General features: G+C 71.3%; 23 protein-coding genes. 10 read left to right on the top strand and 13 right to left on the bottom strand.

Annotated features, from left to right (window positions below):
* The first annotated feature begins 13 nt into the window (after positions 1–13).
* A complete protein-coding gene (locus tag BKA00_RS21330) occupies positions 14–637 on the top strand; it encodes a TetR family transcriptional regulator (RefSeq protein WP_230298643.1) in 624 nt (207 codons plus the stop codon).
* On the opposite strand, the gene BKA00_RS21325 is transcribed toward BKA00_RS21330, so the two are convergent.
* The 6 genes from BKA00_RS21325 to BKA00_RS40995 form a co-directional block, all read right to left on the bottom strand.
* The gene (locus tag BKA00_RS21325; RefSeq protein ID WP_185027601.1) at positions 634–1,455 is read right to left on the bottom strand and encodes a site-2 protease family protein; all 822 of its coding nucleotides are present in this window, start codon (positions 1,453–1,455) and stop codon (positions 634–636) included. The two genes, BKA00_RS21330 and BKA00_RS21325, sit on opposite strands and share 4 nt — an antisense overlap.
* A 52-nt stretch (positions 1,456–1,507) precedes the next feature.
* Positions 1,508–2,101: a TetR/AcrR family transcriptional regulator gene (locus BKA00_RS21320; RefSeq protein WP_185027599.1), complete on the bottom strand. Its 594-nt coding sequence runs from the start codon at positions 2,099–2,101 to the stop codon at positions 1,508–1,510.
* A gap of 31 nt (positions 2,102–2,132) precedes the next feature.
* Entirely contained in the window at positions 2,133–2,540 is a 408-nt protein-coding gene (locus BKA00_RS21315) for a DUF3224 domain-containing protein (protein ID WP_185027598.1), read from the bottom strand.
* Between the two features lie 306 nt (positions 2,541–2,846).
* Positions 2,847–3,209: a hypothetical protein gene (locus BKA00_RS21310; protein WP_185027596.1), complete on the bottom strand. Its 363-nt coding sequence runs from the start codon at positions 3,207–3,209 to the stop codon at positions 2,847–2,849.
* Between the two features lie 311 nt (positions 3,210–3,520).
* Positions 3,521–3,961, bottom strand: coding sequence for a YybH family protein (locus BKA00_RS21305; protein ID WP_185027594.1), 441 nt, complete (start codon positions 3,959–3,961; stop codon positions 3,521–3,523).
* A 180-nt stretch (positions 3,962–4,141) separates the two neighbouring features.
* Entirely contained in the window at positions 4,142–4,903 is a 762-nt protein-coding gene (locus BKA00_RS40995) for an amidase (RefSeq protein ID WP_221493247.1), read from the bottom strand.
* A gap of 213 nt (positions 4,904–5,116) precedes the next feature.
* On the opposite strand from BKA00_RS40995, the gene BKA00_RS21295 reads away from it, so the two are divergent.
* Positions 5,117–6,943, top strand: a complete 1,827-nt coding sequence (locus BKA00_RS21295; protein WP_185027592.1) for a serine/threonine-protein kinase — start codon at positions 5,117–5,119, stop codon at positions 6,941–6,943.
* A 59-nt stretch (positions 6,944–7,002) separates the two neighbouring features.
* On the opposite strand, the gene nucS is transcribed toward BKA00_RS21295, so the two are convergent.
* The gene (gene nucS / locus BKA00_RS21290; RefSeq protein WP_179846440.1) at positions 7,003–7,683 is read right to left on the bottom strand and encodes an endonuclease NucS; all 681 of its coding nucleotides are present in this window, start codon (positions 7,681–7,683) and stop codon (positions 7,003–7,005) included.
* Between the two features lie 555 nt (positions 7,684–8,238).
* Between nucS and BKA00_RS21285 the strand changes: the two genes are divergently transcribed.
* Together BKA00_RS21285 and BKA00_RS21280 are read left to right on the top strand one after the other, a co-directional pair.
* On the top strand, positions 8,239–8,430 hold the full coding sequence (locus tag BKA00_RS21285; RefSeq protein ID WP_185027590.1) for a hypothetical protein: 192 nt from the start codon (positions 8,239–8,241) through the stop codon (positions 8,428–8,430).
* A gap of 137 nt (positions 8,431–8,567) precedes the next feature.
* Positions 8,568–8,954 carry an SCO5389 family protein gene (locus BKA00_RS21280; RefSeq protein ID WP_185027588.1) on the top strand — a complete coding sequence of 129 codons (387 nt, stop codon included), beginning with the start codon at positions 8,568–8,570 and terminating at the stop codon, positions 8,952–8,954.
* Positions 8,955–9,027: 73 nt separating this feature from the next.
* Here the strand turns inward: BKA00_RS21280 and BKA00_RS21275 are convergent, their stop codons facing one another.
* On the bottom strand, positions 9,028–10,026 hold the full coding sequence (locus tag BKA00_RS21275; RefSeq protein ID WP_185027586.1) for an LLM class flavin-dependent oxidoreductase: 999 nt from the start codon (positions 10,024–10,026) through the stop codon (positions 9,028–9,030).
* Between the two features lie 55 nt (positions 10,027–10,081).
* Here BKA00_RS21275 and BKA00_RS21270 point away from each other — a divergent pair, with 55 nt between their 5' ends.
* The 4 genes from BKA00_RS21270 (at position 10,082) to BKA00_RS21255 (ending at position 13,656) form a co-directional block, all read left to right on the top strand.
* The gene (locus tag BKA00_RS21270) at positions 10,082–11,653 is read left to right on the top strand and encodes a 3-hydroxyacyl-CoA dehydrogenase family protein (RefSeq protein ID WP_185027584.1); all 1,572 of its coding nucleotides are present in this window, start codon (positions 10,082–10,084) and stop codon (positions 11,651–11,653) included.
* Between the two features lie 59 nt (positions 11,654–11,712).
* A complete protein-coding gene (locus tag BKA00_RS21265; RefSeq protein ID WP_185027582.1) occupies positions 11,713–12,024 on the top strand; it encodes an ATP/GTP-binding protein in 312 nt (103 codons plus the stop codon).
* A gap of 54 nt (positions 12,025–12,078) precedes the next feature.
* Positions 12,079–12,801 (top strand): alpha/beta hydrolase, encoded by a 723-nt coding sequence (locus BKA00_RS21260; protein ID WP_185027580.1) that lies wholly within the window; start codon positions 12,079–12,081, stop codon positions 12,799–12,801.
* Positions 12,802–12,864: 63 nt separating this feature from the next.
* Positions 12,865–13,656, top strand: a complete 792-nt coding sequence (locus BKA00_RS21255) for an alpha/beta fold hydrolase (protein ID WP_185027578.1) — start codon at positions 12,865–12,867, stop codon at positions 13,654–13,656.
* Between the two features lie 22 nt (positions 13,657–13,678).
* Here BKA00_RS21255 and BKA00_RS21250 read toward each other — a convergent pair whose 3' ends face one another.
* The 3 genes from BKA00_RS21250 to mce all read right to left on the bottom strand — a co-directional run bounded on the left by BKA00_RS21250 (position 13,679) and on the right by mce (position 17,365).
* Positions 13,679–15,175, bottom strand: coding sequence for an AI-2E family transporter (locus BKA00_RS21250; RefSeq protein WP_185027577.1), 1,497 nt, complete (start codon positions 15,173–15,175; stop codon positions 13,679–13,681).
* A gap of 100 nt (positions 15,176–15,275) precedes the next feature.
* Positions 15,276–16,601, bottom strand: coding sequence for a DivIVA domain-containing protein (locus BKA00_RS21245; protein WP_185027575.1), 1,326 nt, complete (start codon positions 16,599–16,601; stop codon positions 15,276–15,278).
* 329 nt (positions 16,602–16,930) lie between these two features.
* Positions 16,931–17,365, bottom strand: a complete 435-nt coding sequence (gene mce / locus BKA00_RS21240) for a methylmalonyl-CoA epimerase (protein WP_185027573.1) — start codon at positions 17,363–17,365, stop codon at positions 16,931–16,933.
* Positions 17,366–17,472: 107 nt separating this feature from the next.
* Between mce and BKA00_RS21235 the strand changes: the two genes are divergently transcribed.
* A complete protein-coding gene (locus BKA00_RS21235) occupies positions 17,473–18,672 on the top strand; it encodes an acetyl-CoA C-acetyltransferase (protein ID WP_221493245.1) in 1,200 nt (399 codons plus the stop codon).
* 162 nt (positions 18,673–18,834) lie between these two features.
* On the opposite strand, the gene BKA00_RS21230 is transcribed toward BKA00_RS21235, so the two are convergent.
* Together BKA00_RS21230 and BKA00_RS21225 are read right to left on the bottom strand one after the other, a co-directional pair.
* A complete protein-coding gene (locus tag BKA00_RS21230) occupies positions 18,835–19,593 on the bottom strand; it encodes a DUF4230 domain-containing protein (protein WP_185027571.1) in 759 nt (252 codons plus the stop codon).
* 34 nt (positions 19,594–19,627) lie between these two features.
* Positions 19,628–20,425, bottom strand: a complete 798-nt coding sequence (locus BKA00_RS21225; RefSeq protein WP_185027569.1) for a DUF2127 domain-containing protein — start codon at positions 20,423–20,425, stop codon at positions 19,628–19,630.
* Between the two features lie 150 nt (positions 20,426–20,575).
* Between BKA00_RS21225 and BKA00_RS21220 the strand changes: the two genes are divergently transcribed.
* The gene (locus BKA00_RS21220; protein WP_185027567.1) at positions 20,576–20,890 is read left to right on the top strand and encodes a DUF3817 domain-containing protein; all 315 of its coding nucleotides are present in this window, start codon (positions 20,576–20,578) and stop codon (positions 20,888–20,890) included.
* The last annotated feature ends 17 nt before the right edge of the window (positions 20,891–20,907 follow it).

The raw sequence follows: 20,907 nt of genomic DNA, 5'->3' as shown, positions 1-20,907 counted from the left end.
TACCATGGGGAACGTGACGGAACCGACGAAGCGGCCGGCGACGAAGCAGGCGCGGCGCGCTCCCGCCCCGGACGAGCGCACGCTCGACGCCGAGCGCTCGCGCCGCCTGCTGGTGGACGCCGCGCTGGAGGAGTTCTCCGCCAAGGGCTACGCGGGCGCCCGCGTCCAGGACATCGCCGACCGCGCCGGCGTCAACAAGCAGCTGATCAACTACTACTTCGGCGGCAAGGAGGGGCTGTACTGCGCTCTCCACCGCCGCTGGCTGGAGCGGGAGGCCGAGTTCAACGACCCGGAGGCCCCGTTCGACGAGATCGTGGTCCGGTACCTGCGGCACGTCCTGGACGACCCGCGCGGCACGAGGCTGAACGCCTGGCGCGCCCTCACCGAGGACCTGGACGACATCCCGCCCGGCCCCCGCGAGGACCTGTCCGACATCGAACGCCGCCAGGCCGCCGGGGAACTGCCCGCCGACCTGGACCCCGCCGCGCTCATGTTCGCCGTGATGGCGCTGGTGTCGGCGCCGGTCACCAAGCCGCTCGCGGTCCGCCACGTCTTCGGGATGGACCCCGAGTCACCCGAGTTCCAGGAGCACTACACCGAGCAGCTGCGCCGCATCGTCCGCCACCTGGCGGGCTAGCTCTTCCACCACTGGAACAGGTAGTGCCCGAGCTCGATCGGGAAGTGGTCGACCGAGCCGTTGACCCGGAACGGGAACTCGCCGAGGCCGATCGCGTCGGTGAGGTAGTAGATGACGTTGAAGAAGCCCTGGTTGATCGGGCCCAGCCACAGCAGCGCGATCAGGACGAGGAACGCGTAGCCGCCGTAGGCGTTCGCCTGGTCCGCCAGGCGGCGCGGCAGGTACGGCTCGATGATCCCGAAGCCGTCCAGCCCGGGGATCGGAAGCAGGTTCAGGATCGTGGCGGTGACCTGGAGGAACGCCAGGAACGCCAGGCCCGACCAGAACAGCGCGTGGTCGGCGTCGGCGAAGTTCTTGAAGATCACCGCGAGCATGATGGCGAACAGCGCGTTCGACAGCGGGCCCGCCGCCGAGATCAGGCTGTGCCGCAGCCGGCCCTGGATCACGTGCCGGTCGATCCACACGGCGCCGCCCGGCAGGCCGATGCCGCCGAGCACGATGAACACGACGGGGATGAGGAAGCTCAGCGTCACGTCGGAGTACTTCAGCGGGTTCAGCGTGAGGTAGCCCTTGTCGGCGACGCTGCGGTCGCCCGACCGGAAGGCCATGTACGCGTGCCCGAACTCGTGCAGGGACAGCGACAGCACCCACGCCGCGATCACGAACCCGAACAGCGCGACCCGGCCGGGCCTGTCGAGGATCGTCCCGTACCGCCAGGCGATCAGGCCGCACAGGATCGTCGCCCCCACGACCGCGAGGAACACCGGGCTCGGCCGGACCGCCGCGCCTCCCCGCCTCTCGCTCGCAGTGCCATTCATCGTTCCCGGCCCCTCTCACCGCGCCGTCTCCGCGGCGTCCCGTCCCAGGTCCTCATGCGGATGCCGGCGCCGCGATGACCGGCACGACGTAGGTGCGCAGGAAGCGGCGCAGCCCGTCGGCGTCCCGGTCGCGGTCCATCACGATCAGCGAGGTGATGATGCGGAACAGGAACTCGACCGTCCCCTCCACCTCGATGTCGGCGCGCAGCGTCCGCTGCCGCTGCGCCTGCTCGAAATGGGGCCGCACGTACTCGCAGCACAGCGCGAGCACGTGCTCGGCCGCCCCCGCCACCGCCGCCTGCATGTGCCCCGCCGCCTCCGGGACGAGGAAGTGGGCGATCGCCGGCTCCTCGCGGACGTAGTTCACCGCGTCCAGCGTCCCCTCGACGATCGCCTCGGAGACCGACCGCTCCCGGCGCAGCCGCTCGGCGAGCCGGTCCATGAACCGCCGCAGGTCGCGCACCACCACGGCGAGGATCAGCTCGTCCCGCCCGCCGGTGACGCTGCGGTACACGGTCGCCCGCGACAGCTGCGCGGCGGCGGCGATGTCCTCGACCGTGGTCTTGGCCACGCCGAAGCGGCCGAAGCACGCTTCGGCCGCGTCGATGATGCGCTCGCGCGTGGCGTCGCCGGTCACCGGGGGCATGACCCGAACATTACCGGCCGCTGGTCGGCGCTCAGTCCAGCGTGTACTCCAGCGCCCAGGTGTGCCCGCCGTCCTCGCTGACGGAGATCTGGCCGACGCCGCGGATCCCGGCGAGTTCCCCCGTCCCCGAGGTGGGGACGATCAGCCATCGCAGCCACTGGGTGTCGGCCGTCCCGTCCTCGCTGCCCGCGCTGTGCTGAAGGACGAACGTCCCCTCCCGCCCGTGCAGGATCCCCTGGACGTGCTCGATCCCCACGTAGGCGACCGGCCCCGCCGGCGACTCCACCGTGATCAGCTCGGTGGAGCTCGTCCCCACGAGGTCGCCGTGGAAGGTCTTGCCCACGTGGACCCGGGTCAGCCGGTTGCCGCCCTGCTCGTCATAGGGCTTGTCGGCGTCCCATGCCTCGATGTCGAAGCTGCCGCTGGCTTGAAACGTCATGCCCGCAATGATGCCCGCCCCGTAAGACACCCGGGGAGACCTACGCCCACTTCACCGACCGACTTCCCCAAGCACCCGGACGGCCTGGACTCGGTCGTGCCGCGAAGCGTTCAGGAGTCGTCTTCGAGCACCTCGCCGAGGGGGACCTTCGGGGAGATCATCTTGACCAGGCATGCGCGGTGAGCGAAGAGCTCCTGGGACGGGAACCCTTCGATCGTGGCGATCTCCACCCGGCGGAGTTCCGGAGACGAGGCAGGGATGCTCTGCCCGCACAGGGCGCACGTGAAGCCCTGAGTATATGTTCGTTCAGTCATTGAGGCTGTACCATCTTTCCTTGTCGAGCTGACGCTGTATCCAAGAATTCGTGGACCATTGATTGGTCACAATGTTCCCGGTCGAAGGATCGCGGATGGTGACTTGGCTTCGCTTGTCGTCCTGCTCCCAAACGAAGATCTGGTTGCCGTTTTCATCGTACTGCGGTCTGCGCGGGTTCGCCCTCGGTGCGGCCAGGCGTCGCCGGTTCACGCGCGGCCCGCAAACTTGCGAGACGGGAAGGATAGCCTGGCGTCCCAGGCCGATCGGGGGTAGCGACGGCGGACTGTCCTGGGCTTGCGGTTTCTTCGCTTTGTCTACGCGGTCACCGCTCCCGCCAGTGTGGTCGAGACCCATGCTGCCGCCCTTCGTAGAAGAGAACGGTCGTCAGTCCGCCATGCTTCGCCCATAGAGGGTGGGCGGCCCCTAGCGAAGCAGGGTAGCGCTCGACTCGATAAGGCGGCGCGTGTGGCGAGCCCCTTCGTCTCTAGAGTCGATCGGCTTTTCGACACCCAAGGAGTGGTCTTCTCCGTGGTGCCCGAATCTGGCACGTCGGAAGACGTTTCGTGGTCGGCAGGCGCTCGGGCGACGTTGTCGTTGTGGCACTGCCGCGCCTCCGGGCTGTGAGCTTGGCGGCTCGGCGGGCGGCAGTGCCTCGGCGTCTGTCGTCAGGGTTCGAGGTCGGTCACTCCCTTGCCGCTTGCCATGTCGAGGGGGACGGAGACCTGGTCGTGCGCGATCAGCCAGTCGTCGCCGGCCTTCCGGAAGCAGAAGGTCGCGCGGACCCATATGCCGCTCGTCGCCGTTCCGTTCTTCAGCGTGCCGCTGAGCCGGCCGAAGCAGTGCCCGAAGGCCACGTCCTCGCCCACGGTGAGTGCCAGGTCGCGGACCTCGTAAGACACCTCCTCGAAGAACGTGAACACGTTCGTCCAGTTCTTCAGCTTCGCGGCGATCCCGACATGCTGGAGCGGCGGCTCCACGTCGAAGGACACGACGTCCTCCGCGTAGACCTGCTCCAGGGCCTTCAGATCCTTGGCGCGGATCCCCTCGACGATCCTGTCGACCACCTGGCGGATCTCGGCTTCGTCGATCTCGCGTTGTGCGGGCATGCCCGTCCACCCCTTGGAATCGGTGAGGAATCTCGGTTTCTCACCTCTATGACGGAGCGGCCTCCGGAAATGTGATGGCTTCGCCGGAATCCGTTCCGGAAGCAAGGGAGCCGGAAGAGGGCCCTCGTGTACGAAGGCACCGGCCCCAGCGGGTGGCTGGGGCCGGCGAGTGTTCACCTGTCACACGTGCCCGGTCGTCACACCTAGAGCGTGGGCAGGCACAGGGGCCGCACTCGTGCCCGGGTCGCCTGCTCGAAGGAGTAGGCGAGCTCCAGGAGCTCTTCGTCGCAGTACCTGCGTCCTATGAACGAGACTCCCAGCGGCAGATGGGCATCGGCGTACCCGGCCGGGACCGTGATGCTCGGATACCCGCCGACCGCCGCCGGAGAGCAGGAGTGCGCCCAGGGGTGGGCGCGCTCGGAGATCTTCGGGGCCCGGGCGTTGGACGGAGCCACGATCGCGCCAGGCGGTGCCGTCTGAAGAGGCGGTCATGCTTCCGCGCGTCTCCTCGGTGATCTGGATGCGTTCCTTCGGGTACTCCTCCGGTGGACGGGCCATGTCCGAATCCTGGGATCGTTCGAACTTGTTCATCCCGAGGTCGGACGTCCGCTCGGCGGGATGGCGCCCGAAGGCGATCAGCTCGTCGAGATCACGCGGATGGTCGCCGCCGATGGAACTCAGGTAGTCGTTGATGCTCACCTTGAACTCGTAGGGGAGCACCTCGGTCGTGTCAGGCGTGGGCAGGACCACTTCGACGATGGTCGCGCCCATTTCGTGCAGCTTCGCCGTGGCTTCGGCGAGAACACGATTCACATCCGGGTGGTGTCCGCCCCACCTGATTCCGCTCCACACGCCGATCCTGGCCCCAGGCAGGCCCGTTTCCAGACGGATGGCGCGGCGAGGGGTGGCGATCACCTCGAACACCGCGGCGGCGTCGGCCACGTTCCGGGCGACCGTTGCGGAGGCGCGTGACGTGCTTCGCCGTCGTTTTCCGGGTCGAATCGGCCCCCGGATGATCCGCCGTGACCGCCGAGCTGTCAGCGCGCGGGGGAGGGCCCGCGACCGGCGTCGGCCCTGCTCCCGGACGGTGGTGCGAACATTGTCGCGGGCCGTCGCGTCACATGATCAACAACGTTGGGGCGGCGAGGAGCGTGCGTGGGCGAGTGGAAGATCTCCGGTTTTCGTGAGGTGCGCGAGCTCGGGGCGGGGGCGCAGGGGCGCGTCGTTCTGGCGCAGCACGAGGAGACCGGGTTCCCGGTCGCGGTCAAGTACGTCGTCGTCGGGCCGGACACGGCGCCGCTGGAGGCGTTGCGGCGCGAGGCCGAGATGCTGGCCCGGGTGGAGAGCCCGCACGTGGCCCGCCTCTACCAGCTGGTGGAGGGGGAGCACGGCGCCGCCCTTGTGATGGAGGCGGTCGACGGCGTCTCGCTCAAGGTGGTCCTCACCGAGCACGGGCGACTGGATCCGCAGGCGGCGCTGACCGTCCTGAAGGGGTCGCTGCTCGGCCTGGCGGCGGCGCACGCGGTGGGCGTCGTCCACCGGGACTACAAGCCCGCCAACGTGGTGGTGCCCGAGGACGGACGCAGCAAGCTCATCGACTTCGGCATCGCGTCGGCCGCCGGTTCGGCCTCGCGGTCGGGCACTCCGTCCTACATGGCGCCGGAGCAGTGGCAGGCGGGCGAGGCCGGCCCGTCCGCCGACGTGTACGCGGCGACCTGCGTCTTCTACGAGTGCGTCATGGGCCGGCGGCCGTTCGGCGCGGACAGCGTCGTCGGGCTGCGCGGGCAGCACCTCACCGCGCCCGTTCCGCTGGAGGACTTCCCCGACCCGTTGCGCCCGCTGGTCGTCCGGGGACTGGCGAAGAACCCCGCGGAGCGGCACAGCGGGGCCATGGAGTTCGTCGCCGAGCTGGAGAGCGTCGCCCGCGCGGCCTACGGGGACGACTGGGAGGGCCGCGGCATCCGGACGCTGGCCGCGACAGCGGCGGGGCTGTCCATGCTGTTCCCGCTCGCCGCCGCGGGGATCTCGGCGCCGGCGGGCACCGCCGCGGCGGGCGCCGCCGCCGGGGCCGCGGGCGCGGGAGGCGCCGGGACGGCCGGCACCGTCGCCACGGGCGCCGGGAACACCGCGGCGGGCTTCCTCGCCAAGGCGAGCGTGGTCAAGGCCACGCTGGTCATCGCGGGGGCGACCGCGGCGGGGACCGTCGGTGTGGTCACCTACGAGAAGACGCGCCCGGAGGCGGCGGAAGCGCCCGCGATCACTCTCGCGGCCCTGAACCGGACGTACGCCGACGGGGTGCTGGAGGTCAGGGGCGGCCAGTACGCCCGGATCAAGGGGATGAGGAAGGCGTCGGTCCAGACCTCGGTCAACAAGGCGCTGCGCGTCCCCCTCGACCAGGCCGTCACGTTCTACAAGGAGTGGGGCAGGACGGCCGCCGCGCGTGCCGCCTGCGGCGGCCGGATGAACCTGCTGAGCACGACCGTCGTCAAGGGACTGACCGGCCCGGACCTCGTGTCGGTGCGCTACGTTCCGAAGTTCCAGCGCAGATGCGGCGAGGGGCCCGGCTATCACCCGGGGTTCGTCGTCACCGTCGACTTGCGCACCGGCCGCGCGCTGACGGCCGACGACGTCTTCAAGCCCGCCTCGTTCGGCCCGGCCGGGATGGACCGGCTGTGGGACGCGCTTCCGGAGGGGGACGACAAACAGCAGGTGATGCGCGGCCACTCCGGCTCAGGCGGTTTCTTCAACCCCTTCTCCCGCGAATCGTTCATCCGGAGTTCCCGGCATCCCGAGTCGCCTCCGTGGGCGCAGCCGTTCTTCGGCAAGAGCCGGTTCGAACTCATCTACGTCGGAATGGACGACGGCATGGCCGTGTCGCCATTCGATCTGAGCCGCACGAGTGCCTACGACTTCGCCATCCCGTACGGGAAGGTGAAAGCCCTTTTCAAGCCCGAACTGGCGGCCAGGCTCCCCGTCTCGTAGCCCTCCATCGTGACCGGACGCCCGGGGCCGCGTGAGCGCGGCTCCGGGACGGGGGGCCGTCAGAAGAGGGTGCCCTCGTGTTCGATGCCGCGCAGGGCGTCGTAGTCGAGGGTGACGCAGGTGATGCCGCGGTCGGTGGCGAGGACGCGGGCCTGGGGCTTGATCTCCTGGGCCGCGAAGACGCCGCGGACCGGGGCCAGGTGCGGGTCGCGGTTCAGCAGCTCCAGGTAGCGGGTGAGCTGCTCGACGCCGTCGATCTCGCCTCGGCGTTTGATCTCGATGGCGACGGTGGCGCTGGCGGCGTCGCGGCAGAGGATGTCGACCGGGCCGATGGCGGTGGGGAACTCGCGGCGGATCAGGGTGTAGCCATCGCCGAGTGTGGTGATGTGCTCGGCGAGCAGTTCCTGGAGGTGCGCCTCCACGCCGTCCTTCTGGAGGCCGGGGTCGATGCCCAGTTCGTGGCTGGTGTCGTGCAGGAGTTCCTCGATGGTGAGGATCAGCCGCTCACCCGACTTGCCGTGCGTGACCGTCCAGCGTGCGACGGCGCCGTTCTCCTCGTAGACCTCCTCGCGCAGCGAGCAGGGCGGGTTCATCCAGTTGAGGGGCTTGTAGGCGCGGTCGTCGGCGTGCACGCTCACGCTCCCGTCCGCCTTGATCAGGATCAGGCGGAGGGCCATCGGCAGGTGGGCGGTGAGCTTGCCGGCGTAGTCGACGCTGCAGCGGGCGATAACGAGACGCACGGTGCATCACCTTAGTGCGACGTCGGGCCTGCTTTAGGCGAGACCGGCGTACCGGCGGCACTCGTCGTGGTCGGCGGGCAGGCCCCACGCGCGGAGGATCTCCAGCAGATTGCCCCAGCGCCAGAGCCGAGTAGAGGCGCAGGTCGCCTTCCAGAAAGGCCACGTTCCCCTCGGGCGGGGAGACGCTGGGGGCCGCCAGTTCGGCGATGACGGACGCGTCGGCGGCGCCCAGCCGGGCGAGGGCGGTCGCGGCGGCCCGGCGCGGCGGCCCTGATTCGTCCTCGCCGGTCGAGGAGAGCGCGCGGAGAAGGCCGGGCACGTCCTCCACCGAGCCGTAGGCGTGGTCGAGGCGCGCCCAGTCGATGCCGTCCAGCCCCGCCGGCGGTTCGCCCATGCCGCGATCATGTCACCGGCGCCGGACCGTCCGCCCTAAGCATGCCTAAGGCCACTGACCGGGCGATATAGGGCGTCGTGCCCATGTGGGGACGGGGACCTTAGCGCGAGTCTCTTGGATGTCGGGCCGTGCCGATCGGCCCGCACCATTCGGGAGGGGCCGTGTACCACCACGAGATCATGCAGTCGCTCATGAGCGAGCGGACCCGCGCGCTGCGCGCGCAGGCCGCGGCCGAGCGGGACGCGCGACTGGTGCGCCGGGCCCGCGAGTACTGGGCCGAGCGCGCCGAGCGGATCGCCGCCAGGCCGGCGTCGCGGCGGCATCGCCACCGCGACGCCGCGCCCGCGCGATGACCACGACCCCGGCCGGCCGCCCGGCCGGGGCCGCGGTCATAGCGGAATGAAAACCTTTGTCAAGCCTGGAATTCTCCCGGGTCCGTGATTACCGTCGGCGGGTGGGTGTTCATCCTCCGTCTGCGAAAGGACCCCGCATGTCTCTCGACGTGACCCCGGAACTGCTGGAGACGGCCCAGAAGGGCGAGGTCGGCGACGCGGACTTCGTCGAGTGCATCAGGACTTCCCTGCCCTACGCCTGGGACATGATCAGCGGCCTCGTCGCCCGGCTCCAGGTGGACGGCGGAGACTTCGCCGACAACCTCACCCCGCCGCCGGACGAGAAGGCGCGCGGCCAGCTCCTGCGCGTCCTCGCGAGCGACGCCATGCGGGGCGCGCTGGAGCGTTACTTCGGAGTGAGACTCGCGTTCCAGAACTGCCACCGGGTCGCGGTCTTCCCCACCGAGAACTCCTCCGCCTACCGGACGTTCGTCACGGCCCGCGAACAGATCCTCAACCAGTCCCCCGAACTCCGGGACTGCTGACCCGCCGCGTTCCCCCGTCGACTTGCGGCGTGTTGCCCTTCTGCGAGCGCTGATAAGGGCAACACGCCGCAAGTCAACGCGCGGTCGGCTGCGTCGCGGTGCGGACCGTCGGGAGGACTTCCTCTCCTAGGCGGGCGATGTTCTCCAGAACGGCGGTGCGGGAGCCGGCGGCCTCCACCAGGAGGATCAGATGCCTGATGCCGGTTCGCTCGACCGTGGTGATGAGGGACTCGGCGCAGTCGTCCGGTGAGCCGACCGGGTGGAGGTCGCACATCAGGCGCGTGTAGGCGACGGGGTCGCGGGACGGGCGCGGGCGGTCGTCCACGGCGACGTATCCCTCCAGACCGGGACCGAGCCAGCGAGGCATCCCGTCCATGAGCGCGGTGACCGCCTGCTCCCGCGTGTCGGCGACCTGGGCCACATGGGTGGAGACGTGCGGCAGGGACGGGTCGCCGTGCCGGACGACGGCGGCGGCCTTCTCGTCCGGCCCGACATGCATGCCGAGAAGCATCGGCAGGCCGCGCTCCGCCGCCAGCGCCTCGGTCGCGGGGGACGTGCAGGCGACCGTCACCGGCGGCGGCACCGCGGCCCGCGGGACGACCGGCACCTCGCGGAAGGCGAAGTGCTCGCCCGACCAGCCGAGACGGTCGGAGCGCAGCCACGCCAGGAGGAGGTCGAGGGATTCGGCGAAGCCGTGCTCGTAGCGGGGGAGGCCCGAGCCGAACACCTCCAGGTCGCGCCACGGCCCGCCGCGTCCGACGCCCAGCCGGAAGCGGCCGCCGGACAGCAGCGCCAGCATCGCGGACTGCTCGGCCAGCGCCACCGGATGCTGGGTGGACAGCACGCTCACCGCCGTCCCGACGTCGACCAGCGTGGTGGCGGCGAGCAGATGCCCGGCCAGAAGGGTCGCGGACGGCACCACCCCGTACGACATGAAGTGGTGCTCGGCGAGCCACACGTCGTCGAACCCCGCGCGCTCGGCGGCGAGGGCGGCCTCGACGGTGCGGGACAGGGCGGCGGCGTCGTCCTGGCCGGGGAAACGGGCGGCGAGGAGGAAGATTCCGAGGCGCACGTCCCCCTCGTACCCGCGATGGGAGGCGGGCGAGCGCTCTGCAAGACTGCCGTTCATGACTGGTGGTTCGTTCAGCAGGGTCGGGGTCGTCGGACTGGGCACGATGGGCGCGGGCATCGCCGAGGTGCTGGCGCGGGGCGGCCTCGCGGTCGTCGGCATCGAGGTGAACCGGGAGGCGCTGGAGCGCGGGCGCGGCAACCTGGAGTCCTCGACCGGGCGGGCCGTCAAGCGCGGCAGGCTCAGCGAGGAGGCCCGGCGGGAGATCCTCGGCAGGATCGCGCTGTCGACCGACTTCGCCGACCTCGGCGACTGCGACCTGGTCATCGAGGCCGTCCCCGAGCGGCTCGACCTGAAGCGCACGGTGTTCACCGAGCTCGACCGCGTGTGCCGGGACGACGCCGTCCTCGCCACCAACACCTCGTCCCTGTCGGTCACCGACATCGCGGTCACCACCGGCCGCCCCACCAAGATCGTCGGGGTGCACTTCTTCAACCCGGCGCCGGTCATGAAGCTGGTGGAGGTCATCGGGACCGTCCTCACCGAACCGGAGGCCGTCGCCCGGGTCGCCGGGCTGGTCGAGGGCCTCGGCAAGACGCCGGTCACGATCGGGGACCGGGCCGGGTTCGTCGCCAACCGCCTGCTGTTCGGCTACCTGAACCAGGCCGCGACCATGCTGGAGACCGGGCACGCCACCCGCGACGACATCGACGCCGCGATGAAGGCGGGCGCCGGGCTGCCGATGGGCCCGTTCACCCTGATGGACCTGATCGGCCTCGACACCTGCCTCGAGGTGCTGGACGCGATCTACGCCGAGTCCCGCGACCGCCGCCACGCGGCCTCGCCGCTGCTCCGCGAGCTCGTCACCGCGGGGCTGCTCGGACGCAAGACCGGCCGCGGCTTCTACGCCTACGACAAGTCGGGGAACGCCGAGGAGGAGACGGCCGAGGCGGCGGCGCCGACCGTGGGCGTCGTCGGCGTCGGGCCGCTCGCGGACGCGGTCGCCGCGCTGTGCGACCGGGCGGGCGCGCGGGTCGGCGACTCCGCCGCGGACCTGGCCGGATGCGACCTGATCGTCGAGGCCGCGGAGGACCCCGAGGCCGCGCGGGCGCTGCTGTCCGCCGCCGTCCGGGCCGCCAAGCCCGGAACGGTCATCGCGGTCACCTCGGTCGACGGCTCCGCGATCCGGCAGGCCATGGCCACCGGACGCCCGTCCGACGTCGTCGGGCTGCACCTTCCGGACCCGGCCGGCGCCCTGGCGGAGCTGTCCGCCACGGTCGCGACCGCGCCGGACGTCGCCGACCGCGCCGCCGGCCTCCTCGCGCGCCTCGGCCTCACCGTCGTGCGCTGCCGCGACCGCGCCGGGTTCATCGTGGACGCCCTGCGCCTGCCGTACCTGAACGACGCCGCCGCCATGCTCGGCGCCGGATACGCCGACGCCGACTCCATCGACGCCGCGATGACGCTGGGCTGCGGCTACCCGACCGGCCCCATCGCCGACCTCGACCGCATCGGCCCCGACCGCGCCGTGACCGTCCTGCGCGCCCTGCACGCCGAGACCCGCGACCCGGCACTGGCCCCGGCCCCCCTCCTCGTGGAACACGCGACGGCCGGAAAGCCCCTGCGCTAGCCCGCCGTCACGTCTCGGGCGGCCCGTGGAGGTGGCTGTGGGTTCATATGCTTTAGGGCATGAGCCCCCGCAAGAATCGCCGTGCCGCATCCGGACGTTCCGCCCGGGGCGGGGGCACCTCGTGGGCTCAGGAGACCGAGGAGGGGCCGGACGGCGAGTGGATCGTCCGGTCGATCTCCGGGGCCGGGGCGGGCAAGCCGTACCGCTGCCCGGGCTGCGACCAGGAGATCCCGCCGGGCGTCGGCCATGTCGTCGCGTGGCGGGCGGGTGACGGCGGCGACGACCGGCGGCACTGGCACCGGCCCTGCTGGCAGGCCCGGACGCGCCGGTCGCCGCGCGTGCTGCGGTCGCGCAACGCCCCGCGGTACTGACGACCGGCGTCCGGAGCGCGGACGCCGCCCGGCCGAGTGAGAGAAGAGGGATCGATGGCGGAGATCAGGGCGGCCTCGGTGCTGCCGGCGCGGCGCGAGGAGATCACGCTGCACACGTCCGACGGCCTGGAGCTGGTCGGGGAGCTGGCGCTGCCGCCGGAGCGGCCGCCGGTGGCGACGCTGGTCTGCCTGCATCCGCTGCCCACGGCCGAGGGCATGATGGACAGCCACGTCCTGCGCAAGGCGTCCTTCCGGCTGCCCGCGCTCGCCGGCCTCGCCGTCCTGCGGTTCAACACGCGGGGGACGACGTCGGCGCGCGGCACGAGCCAGGGCGAGTTCGGCGACGGCGAGACCGAGCGGTTCGACGTGGCGGCGGCGCTGGAGTACACCGAGTACCACGACCTGCCGCGGCCGTGGCTGCTCGGCTGGTCGTTCGGCACCGAGCTGGCGCTCAAGTGGGGCCGCGACCCGCTCGTCGAGGGCGCGATCCTGCTGTCGCCGCCGCTGAAGAGGGCCGGCGACGCCGACCTCGACGCGTGGGGCGCCGACGGGCGGCCCCTCGTGGCGCTGGTGCCGGAGTTCGACGACTACCTGCGCCCGGCGGAGGCGCGGGAGCGGTTCAAGCGGGTCCCGCAGGCCGAGGTGGTCGCGGTGGACAACGCCAAGCACCTCTGGGTGGGCGAGCCCTACGTCCGGACCGTGCTGAACGAGATCGTCAGGCGGGTCGCGCCGGCCGCCTACCCGCTCCCCACCGAATGGGATGAAACGGACAGATAAACACGTGCGGCCGATCGCGGCCACTCCGTCCCACCGGCCGCGCCGGCGGGCGACCATGGCCCAATGACGGTGCAGCTGTACACAAGGGACGTAGGGAGCGGCACACCGCTCGTGCTGCTGCACGCCTTCCCGCTGTCGTCGGCGATGTGGCTCGCCCAGCGCGAGGGCCTCGCGGGCCGCTTCCGGGTCATCACCCCGGACCTGCGCGGCTTCGGCGGCTCCCGGCTGGGCGACGACGAGCCGTCCGTCGACGCGATGGCCGACGACGTCGCCCGCGCCTGCCGCTCGCTCGGGGTGCGGCGGGCCGTCGTGGGCGGGCTGTCCATGGGCGGGTACGTGGCGATGGCGCTGTGCCGGCGGCACCCCGACCTCGTCCTCGGCCTCGTGCTGGCCGCCACCCGCGCCACCGCCGACACGGCCCCCGTCCGGGAGAACCGGCTGCGGCAGGCCGGCGCCCTGGAGGCCGAGGGCGGTACCCGCGTCCTCGTGGACGAGGTGCTGCCCGGCCTCGTCGGCCCCACCACCTACCGGCAGCGGGCGCTGGTCTACGGGCGGGTCCGCGGGCTCGTCCAGGCGGCGCCGCCGCTCGCCGCCGCGTGGGCGCAGCGCGCCATGGCGGGACGCGCGGACTCCACCGAGACGCTCCGCGGCGTCCGCGCCCCCGCACTCGTCATGATCGGGGACGAGGACGCGCTGGCCACCGAGGACGAGGCCCGCGCCATGGCCGAGGCGATGCCGAACGCCGAGATGCTGGTCGTCCCGCGCGCGGGCCACCTGTGCGCGGTGGAGCAGCCCGAACTGTTCAACCAGGCGGTGGCGGAGTTCGCCGCCGCCCTCGCCCGCACCGCGCGCTGACCCCGGCGCGGGCGAGCCCGGCCTACAGCGTCTCCTGGCGCGGCATGACGACCTCGCGGATCAGCAGCGAGATCGCGGCCGCCGTGGGGATCGCCAGCAGCGCGCCGACCACGCCGAGCAGCGCCGCGCCGACCAGCGCCGCCACGATCGTCACCGCGGGCTGCACGTCCACGGTCCGCTTCATCACCCGCGGGTAGACGAGGTAGTTCTCCACCTGCTGGTAGATGACGTAGAAGATCGCGCACACGATGAGGTCGGTCGTGGTCCCGGTCAGGAACGCCACCAGGGAGACGATCACCGCGCCGAACGTTGCGCCGATCAGCGGGACGAGGTCGGTCACCGCGACGATCAGCGCCAGCGCGAGCGCGTACTTCACCCCGAGGATCGACAGGAAGATGTACGAGCACACGCCCGCGATGAGCGCGATCGTGAACTGGCCGGCGACGTAGCCGCCGATCCGGTCGAGGATCTCGTCGCCGAGCAGGGCGACGCGGGCCCGCCGGGTGCGCGGCGCCAGCTGGTAGAAGAACGTCTTGATCTGCGGCAGCGAGCTGAGGAAGTACAGGGTCAGGATCAGGATCGTGATCGTCTGGAAGATGCCGTTGATCGCGACCTTGCCGATGCCGGTGGCGGTGTCGGTGAGGCCCTTCTGGAAGCCGTCGCCGTTGACCGTCTTCTCGGCGCGTTCCAGCAGGCCGTAGCGCTTGTCCCAGTCGGCCAGCGTCTTGTTGTTCTGCAGCTGCTGGACGTACTCGGGGATGTTGTGGCGCAGCTCGGTGACCTGCTCGGACACCGGCTGGACGAGGGAGGCGACGAACCCGGCGAAGAACAGGATCACGATCAGGAACACCGTGGCGACCGCGGCGCCGCGGGGGAGGCCGAACCTGCGCAGCCGCTCCACCGCCGGGTTGAGGCCGACCGCGAGGAACATCGCGACCACGATCATGACGAGCACCGACTTGGCGTTCGTCGCGGCCTTCACCAGCATCCACGCGGTGATGACGCCGAGCGCCGCGGTGAACCCGAACACGAACGGGTGCGCGCGGCCGAGCGGCTGGCCGGGCTTGCCGAACGGGAACAGGTGGTCGACGCCGGCCTCGCGCTTGCGCTGCTCGACGTCGTGCGCCGGGTCGGGCGCGCCGGGCTCGGGCGGCACCGGCTCGGTGGCCGACTGGACCGCCGGAAGGGTGACCGGGGCACCGGTCGCCGGGTCGCGTTCCCCCACGGGCTGCTCGATCTCCTCGGGCTTCAACGCGCCACTCGGCGCGACAGCGCCGTCCTCGCCGGGGCCGCTCTCGCTGGAACCGGTTTTGGCGGAGCCGTTCCCGCCGGGGTCGCTCTTGCCGGAGCCGGTCCCCGCTGTGCCGCTCTCGCCGGGGCCGGTCTCGCCGGACGTGTCGCCGGCGCGGTCCGTCTCGTCGGCGGGGGGAGCCGGCGCGGGGACCCGGCGGCCGGTCGCGGACCGCGCCTCGCCGGGGGCGGGCTCGCGGCCGTCGTGCTGGGGGGTCTCGTCGGGCACGCCGCTCTCCTCTGTCGTGCGTCTACGGGGTTGAGACGACGGAAAGCCCGGAGGCGTTTCACCGCCTCCAGGCTTCCCGTCATGCCCGACCGTTAAGGGGTCACTCCTGCCACCAGTCCTCGTCGTCCTCTTCGGACTTCTTGGCCTGGGCCGGCTTGGCGGGCGCGGCCTTGGCGGCCGGCTGCTGCTTCGGCTGGGCCTGCTGCGCCGGGGCCGGCTTCGGCTCGGCCGCCGGGATCGCGGCCTTCTCCGGAGGCGCGGCGAGCTCGGGCTCGGGGCTCATCGTCGGCGCGACGCCGCCGATCAGCTGGCGCAGCTGGTTGAGGTGGCTGGTGATGCTGTCGCGCTGGCGGGTGAGCTCGTCGACCTGGCGCTGCGCCGCCGTCCGGACGCGGTCGGCCTCGGACTTGGTCTCGGCGAGCAGTTGCTCGGCCTGCGACTTGGCCTCGGCGATCACGTTGTCGGAGTTCTTGCGGGCGTTGGCCATCAGCTGCTTGGCGTGCGAGTCGGCCTCGCGCCGGGTCTGCTCGGCCTGCTGCGTCGCCTTCGCGGCGCGCTGCTCGGCGGACGCGGCGCGCTGCTCGGCCTCGGCGACGAGCTTCTGCGTCGCGGCCTGGGCGGCGGAGTGGCGCTCGGCGTCCTGCCGGTCGGCCTCCTCGCGGCGGGCGGCGAGCTGGATCTCGAACTCGGCCTCGGCCTGGGCGCGCTGGGCCTCGCTCTCCTCCAGGATGCGCTGGGCCTGGGCCCGCATCTCGTCGGCCTGCCGCTTGGCCGTGGTGAGGATCTCGTCGCGCTCCCGCTTGGTGGACGCGCGCAGCTGCGCCACCTCGCGCTCGGTGGTGGTGCGCAGCTTGGCGATCTCACGCTCGGCGGCGGCGCGCTTCTCGGCGACCTCGTGGTCGGCGGTGGCCCGCAGCTTGGCGACCTCGCGCTCGGTGGTGGAGGTCAGCTCGTCCGCCTCGCGACGGGCGGAGGTGCGCACCTCCTCGGCCTCCCGCTCGGCCGCCTGCCGCATGTCGTCGCCCTCGCGCTGGGCGTTGGCGCGCAGCTCGGAGGCGTCGTTCTCGGCGGTGGCGCGCTGCTCGGCGGCGTCGACCTTGGCCGCGGCCTTGATCTCGTTCGCCTCCGAGCGGGCCGCCTGGACCAGCTCGGTCGCCTGCTCCTCGGCGAGCCGGAGCAGCTGCTCGATGCGGGCGCCGAGGCCGGAGTAGGTCGGACGTTCCTGCTCCTGCAGCTGCCGGTGGGCGTCCGACAGCTCGCGCTGCAGGGCCTGGGTCTGCTCGCGGGTCTGCCGCACCTCGTTGTCGAGCTGCTTGATGTGCTCGTCGACCTGGTGCCGGTCGTAGCCGCGAAGCACCACGTCGAACTCGCGCGGGGGCGTGTCTTCAAAGAAGTTGCTGAGCTGGGCGTCGATGTCGGACTGCATGTGGCTCAATCCTGATGTGACGGGGCTACGGGTGGTTCCGGGGACCGGTTGATCGCCTGGCATGACGGACGCACTTGCCCCAGACCTCTTCCGGCGAATGAAGCGTACTCCGGACACTGCCGTGTTGGGGGCTCATCTTGACGCGCTGCGTGGAATGTCCCTTTTGTTCGAGCATGTGACCAGCCCGCAGCGGCCCAGGTGTGGGGGGTGCAAATACACCAGATGTGTCCGAACGGTCACAGAGCGGCGGTCCAGGCCGCGCGCCGCGTGACCGTGATATCGAACACGTCACGATCCTGGCGCACCCCCGCGAGGCCCGGCGTACAAGATCATTCGGCGTCCGGGCGCTTCTGGACCAGCTCCGTCAGGACGCCGTGGCAGTCCTTGGGGTGCAAAAAGTTGATCAAGGAACCCATCGATCCGTTGCGCGGCGCGTCGTACAGCACGCGCACGCCCTTGCCCGCGATCCCCGCGGCCTCGTCCGCGACCGTCCCGTCCGTCCCGAACGCGATGTGGTGGACGCCCTCGCCGTTCTTCTCCATCCACTTGGCGACGGCCGAGTCCTCCCGGATCGGCTCGATGAGCTGCAGGTAGCTCGCCGCGCCGTCCCCCGTGTCGTTGATCTTGAGCATGCACTCCCGCACGCCCTGCTCCTCGTTCACCTCGAAGTGCGCGTCGGTGAAGCCGTAGGTGGCCTTGTAGAACTCGACGGTCGCGTCCAGATCGCGGCAGGCGATGCCGATGTGGTCGATACGGGTCAGCATGGGCTTTGTCCCTCCTCGGACGGCCAGGCGGGGGCGAACGGAACCGAACGCCGCTCCCGTGGGTATCGTGGCAAACGTCGCCGCAGCACCACCCTGGAGGCCCCCACATGACCACCTCGTCCGTGATCGTCGCCGGAGCGCGCACCCCCGTCGGGCGCCTGATGGGCTCGCTGAAGGACTTCTCCGCGGCCGACCTCGGGGCGCACGCGATCAAGGCGGCGCTGGAGCGGTCCGGGGTGTCCGGCGACCAGGTGCAGTACGTGATCCTCGGCCAGGTGCTGCAGGCGGGCGCGGGCCAGATCCCGTCCCGGCAGGCGGCGGTCAAGGCGGGCATCCCGATGAGCGTCCCGTCCATCACGATCAACAAGGTCTGCCTCTCCGGGCTGGACGCGATCGCGCTGGCCGACCAGCTCATCCGGGCGGGCGAGTTCGACATCGTGGTGGCGGGCGGCATGGAGTCGATGACCCAGGCCCCGCACCTGCTGCCGAAGTCGCGCGGCGGCTACAAGTACGGCTCCGTCGAGGTCCTCGACCACATGGCCCACGACGCCCTCACCGACGCCTTCGACGGCGTCTCCATGGGAGAGTCCACCGAGCGGTACAACGCGAAGCTCGGCATCTCCCGCGCGGAGCAGGACGAGTTCTCCGCGCGCTCCCACCAGCGCGCCGCCGAGGCGATCAAGAACGGCGTGTTCGACGAGGAGATCGCCCCGGTCGAGATCCCGCAGCGGCGCGGCGAGCCCGTCGTGTTCTCCGCCGACGAGGGCGTGCGCGGCGACACCACCGCCGAGGGCCTGGCCAGGCTGCGCCCGGCGTTCAGCAAGGAGGGGACGATCACCGCCGGCTCGTCCTCGCAGATCTCCGACGGCGCCGCGGCGGTCGTGGTGATGTCCAGGGCCAAGGCCGAGGAGCTCGGCCTCACCTGGCTCGCCGAGATCGGCGCGCACGGCAACGTCGCGGGGCCGGACAACTCGCTCCAGTCCCAGCCGTCCAACGCGATCAAGCATGCCCTCGGCAAGGAGGGCCTCACCGTCGACGACCTCGACCTCATCGAGATCAACGAGGCGTTCGCCTCCGTCGGCATCCAGTCGATGCGCGACCTCGGCGTCGGCCCCGAGAAGGTCAACGTCAACGGCGGCGCCATCGCGGTCGGCCACCCGGTCGGCATGTCGGGCGCCCGCATCGTCCTGCACCTGGCCTACGAGCTGAAGCGCCGCGGCGGCGGCACCGGCGCCGCCGCGCTGTGCGGCGGCGGCGGCCAGGGAGATGCCGTGCTCATTCGTGTTCCGACTCCGGCGCTCGCCTAGCGGCTCGCGCCGGATCGGACCACGGGCGATCGCTGCATCGCTCCGGCTCGCCTTGCGGCTCGCCGCGCGATCGGATTCTCGCAAGCTCGAATCCGCCTTCGGACGCGATCGCGGGTGTTCAGGTCGTTGCGGGGTTGCGGTGGTGGCTGATGTCTGTGCGCCTCACTGGGGGGCGGGGGTGATGGTCACCGTGGTGAAGCCGAGGGCCTTGAGCATGTTCTCCAGCATCGACTTCGTGTTGGCGTCGGCGCGCTGCTTCAGGCCGCTCTGGGCCGCGGCCGTCTGGATCTTCTGGGACGCCAGCACGTAGAGCTGCTGCTGGTTGTTCGGGTTGCTGCTGAAGAAGTCGCCGAAGCGGTCGAAGACGCCGCGCTGGGTCGCGTAGACGTAGCTGTTCTTCGTGTCGAGGTTCGTCTTCTCCAGCTGCGCGGGCGGCAGGGTGACCGTCGCCACCGTCCGGTCCGCGTTCACCTTGAGGGCGCCCGAGCCGAGCCGGGAGAAGTCCACGTAGGCGTCGACCGAGCCGTTGCCGACGAACAGGGTCCGCTTGCCGCGCAGCGAGGACGGCAGGAACTTGGCGTCCTTCTCCAGGTCCACGACGACCTGGAAGTTGCCGCTCGCCGCCTCGTAGCGGTGCAGGTCGCGGATCGACTTCAGCAGGACGGGACCGCTGCGGTCCTTCGTCTCCACCTTGAACGGGTTGAGCCAGTGGGGGAGGCCGTGCAGCGCCTGCTGGGCGACCAGGACGAGCGCGACGGTGGCGACGATGATCGCGACCGGGGTGAGCAGGCCGCGCCGCGGGGGGCGGGACCGGCCGGGGGACTTGACGGGCGCGTCGTTCTTCCCGTCGTTCTTCGCGTCGTTCTTCCCGTCGTTCTTCGCGTCGTTCTTCGCGTCGTTCTTCGTTTCCGAGCGAGCCATGTATCCGACATTCCCGGCAGCGGCGTCCGCTACCTCATCCGGCGGGTTCGGGCTCGTGCGGGGACGGGTGCCGCAGGTCCGACTCGTGGGTCGCGTGCTCCACCTCGATCAGCGACTCGCTGCGCAGATGCGCCTCGTGGGCGGCTCTGCCTCCCCGCACGCCGAATAGCCGTTTGGTGACGACGATGTAGACGATGAGACCGGTATTGAGCACCAGCGCGCCGATGCGCAGCGCGGTGACCCTCTCCACCAGCTCGTAGATCTCGATCGGCAGCCCGAAGCACGTCGCGACGACCGCGAAGTACTCGCCCCAGCGCTTCAGCAGCCACAGCCCGACCGCCTCGATCAGCTCGATCGCGCCGTAGACGATCAGGCCGACGGCCAGCCAGCGCAGCGTCCGCGCGTCCAGGTCGAACACGTGCCGGACGGACGTGACGACCTTGGAGTGGTCGAGGTCCCAGCCGACCTGCTCGGCGATGGGGCGCAGCAGCGGGATCTCCTTCTCGAAGATCCGCTCGATCGAGCCGCGGCTGCCGGCGAAGCGCCACACCCCGTAGGCGGCGACCAGCACGATCAGGCCGCGGATGCCGCGCTCCACCGCGAAGAACCGCATGATGAAGGCGTCGCGCAACTCCCGGCCGCGCTTGACCAGCGGCGCCCGGTCGGCCGGGCCGGTCCCGTGCGGCTCGCCGTGCACGTAGGTCCCGCAGCGCAGGCACCGCCACGCGGCGCCGATGGGGGACGAGACGACGAGCCGCTCGCGCAGGCTCTCCTCGTCGGGCGCGTAGGTGATGTGTCCCTTGCGCGCGCAGGTCAGCAGGCTCCAGTCCACGCGGACACACTAGAGGTCCGCCGGGGTCCGCATACGTCACGGTTTGCGCACGGTCGCGTGAGCGCCGGGTGAGCACGGGGTGAGCGGTGTGTGAGCAACGCCATATCCGGCGCGGAAACCGCGCGCCGATGCCGTGCCGTTGAGCGGGGCGTGGACATCATTCGTGCTTTCCGGTTCGTCTCCGTCGCCGAGGCGTTCTCGTTCCTCCTGCTGCTGCTGGTCGCGATGCCGCTGAAGTACGGAGCGGACGCGCCGGTCGGCGTGCAGGTGATGGGGCCGGTGCACGGCGTCCTGTTCATGGCCTACGTCGGCCTGGTCTTCCTCGTCCGCGAGCAGCTCGGCTGGGACCTCAAGCGCACGGTCCTCGCGCTCGGCGCCGCCGTCCTGCCCGTCGCGCCGTTCTTCGTGGAGCGGCACTGGACGCGGCCCGCCGCCGAGCCGGAGCTCGCCGGCCGGGGCGCCTGACCTCCTGCGTGACCGCG

It is taken from the genome of Actinomadura coerulea, assembly GCF_014208105.1.
In the GTDB taxonomy this organism is placed as follows: Bacteria; Actinomycetota; Actinomycetes; order Streptosporangiales; family Streptosporangiaceae; genus Spirillospora; species Spirillospora coerulea.
This window is presented reverse-complemented; position numbering and strand designations above follow the sequence as displayed.

Excerpts from the sequence above, each read along its gene's own strand:
- BKA00_RS21325 (WP_185027601.1), bottom strand. The coding sequence starts at position 1,455 with ATGAATGGCACTGCGAGCGAGAGGCGGGGAGGCGCGGCGGTCCGGCCG.
- BKA00_RS21320 (WP_185027599.1), bottom strand. The coding sequence starts at position 2,101 with ATGCCCCCGGTGACCGGCGACGCCACGCGCGAGCGCATCATCGACGCG.
- BKA00_RS21315 (WP_185027598.1), bottom strand. The coding sequence starts at position 2,540 with ATGACGTTTCAAGCCAGCGGCAGCTTCGACATCGAGGCATGGGACGCC.
- BKA00_RS21310 (WP_185027596.1), bottom strand. The coding sequence starts at position 3,209 with ATGGGTCTCGACCACACTGGCGGGAGCGGTGACCGCGTAGACAAAGCG.
- BKA00_RS21305 (WP_185027594.1), bottom strand. The coding sequence starts at position 3,961 with ATGCCCGCACAACGCGAGATCGACGAAGCCGAGATCCGCCAGGTGGTC.
- BKA00_RS21280 (WP_185027588.1), top strand. The coding sequence starts at position 8,568 with ATGTCTCTCGACGTGACCCCGGAACTGCTGGAGACGGCCCAGAAGGGC.
- BKA00_RS21270 (WP_185027584.1), top strand. The coding sequence starts at position 10,082 with ATGACTGGTGGTTCGTTCAGCAGGGTCGGGGTCGTCGGACTGGGCACG.
- BKA00_RS21265 (WP_185027582.1), top strand. The coding sequence starts at position 11,713 with ATGAGCCCCCGCAAGAATCGCCGTGCCGCATCCGGACGTTCCGCCCGG.
- BKA00_RS21260 (WP_185027580.1), top strand. The coding sequence starts at position 12,079 with ATGGCGGAGATCAGGGCGGCCTCGGTGCTGCCGGCGCGGCGCGAGGAG.
- BKA00_RS21255 (WP_185027578.1), top strand. The coding sequence starts at position 12,865 with ATGACGGTGCAGCTGTACACAAGGGACGTAGGGAGCGGCACACCGCTC.
- BKA00_RS21245 (WP_185027575.1), bottom strand. The coding sequence starts at position 16,601 with ATGCAGTCCGACATCGACGCCCAGCTCAGCAACTTCTTTGAAGACACG.
- mce (WP_185027573.1), bottom strand. The coding sequence starts at position 17,365 with ATGCTGACCCGTATCGACCACATCGGCATCGCCTGCCGCGATCTGGAC.
- BKA00_RS21235 (WP_221493245.1), top strand. The coding sequence starts at position 17,473 with ATGACCACCTCGTCCGTGATCGTCGCCGGAGCGCGCACCCCCGTCGGG.
- BKA00_RS21230 (WP_185027571.1), bottom strand. The coding sequence starts at position 19,593 with ATGGCTCGCTCGGAAACGAAGAACGACGCGAAGAACGACGCGAAGAAC.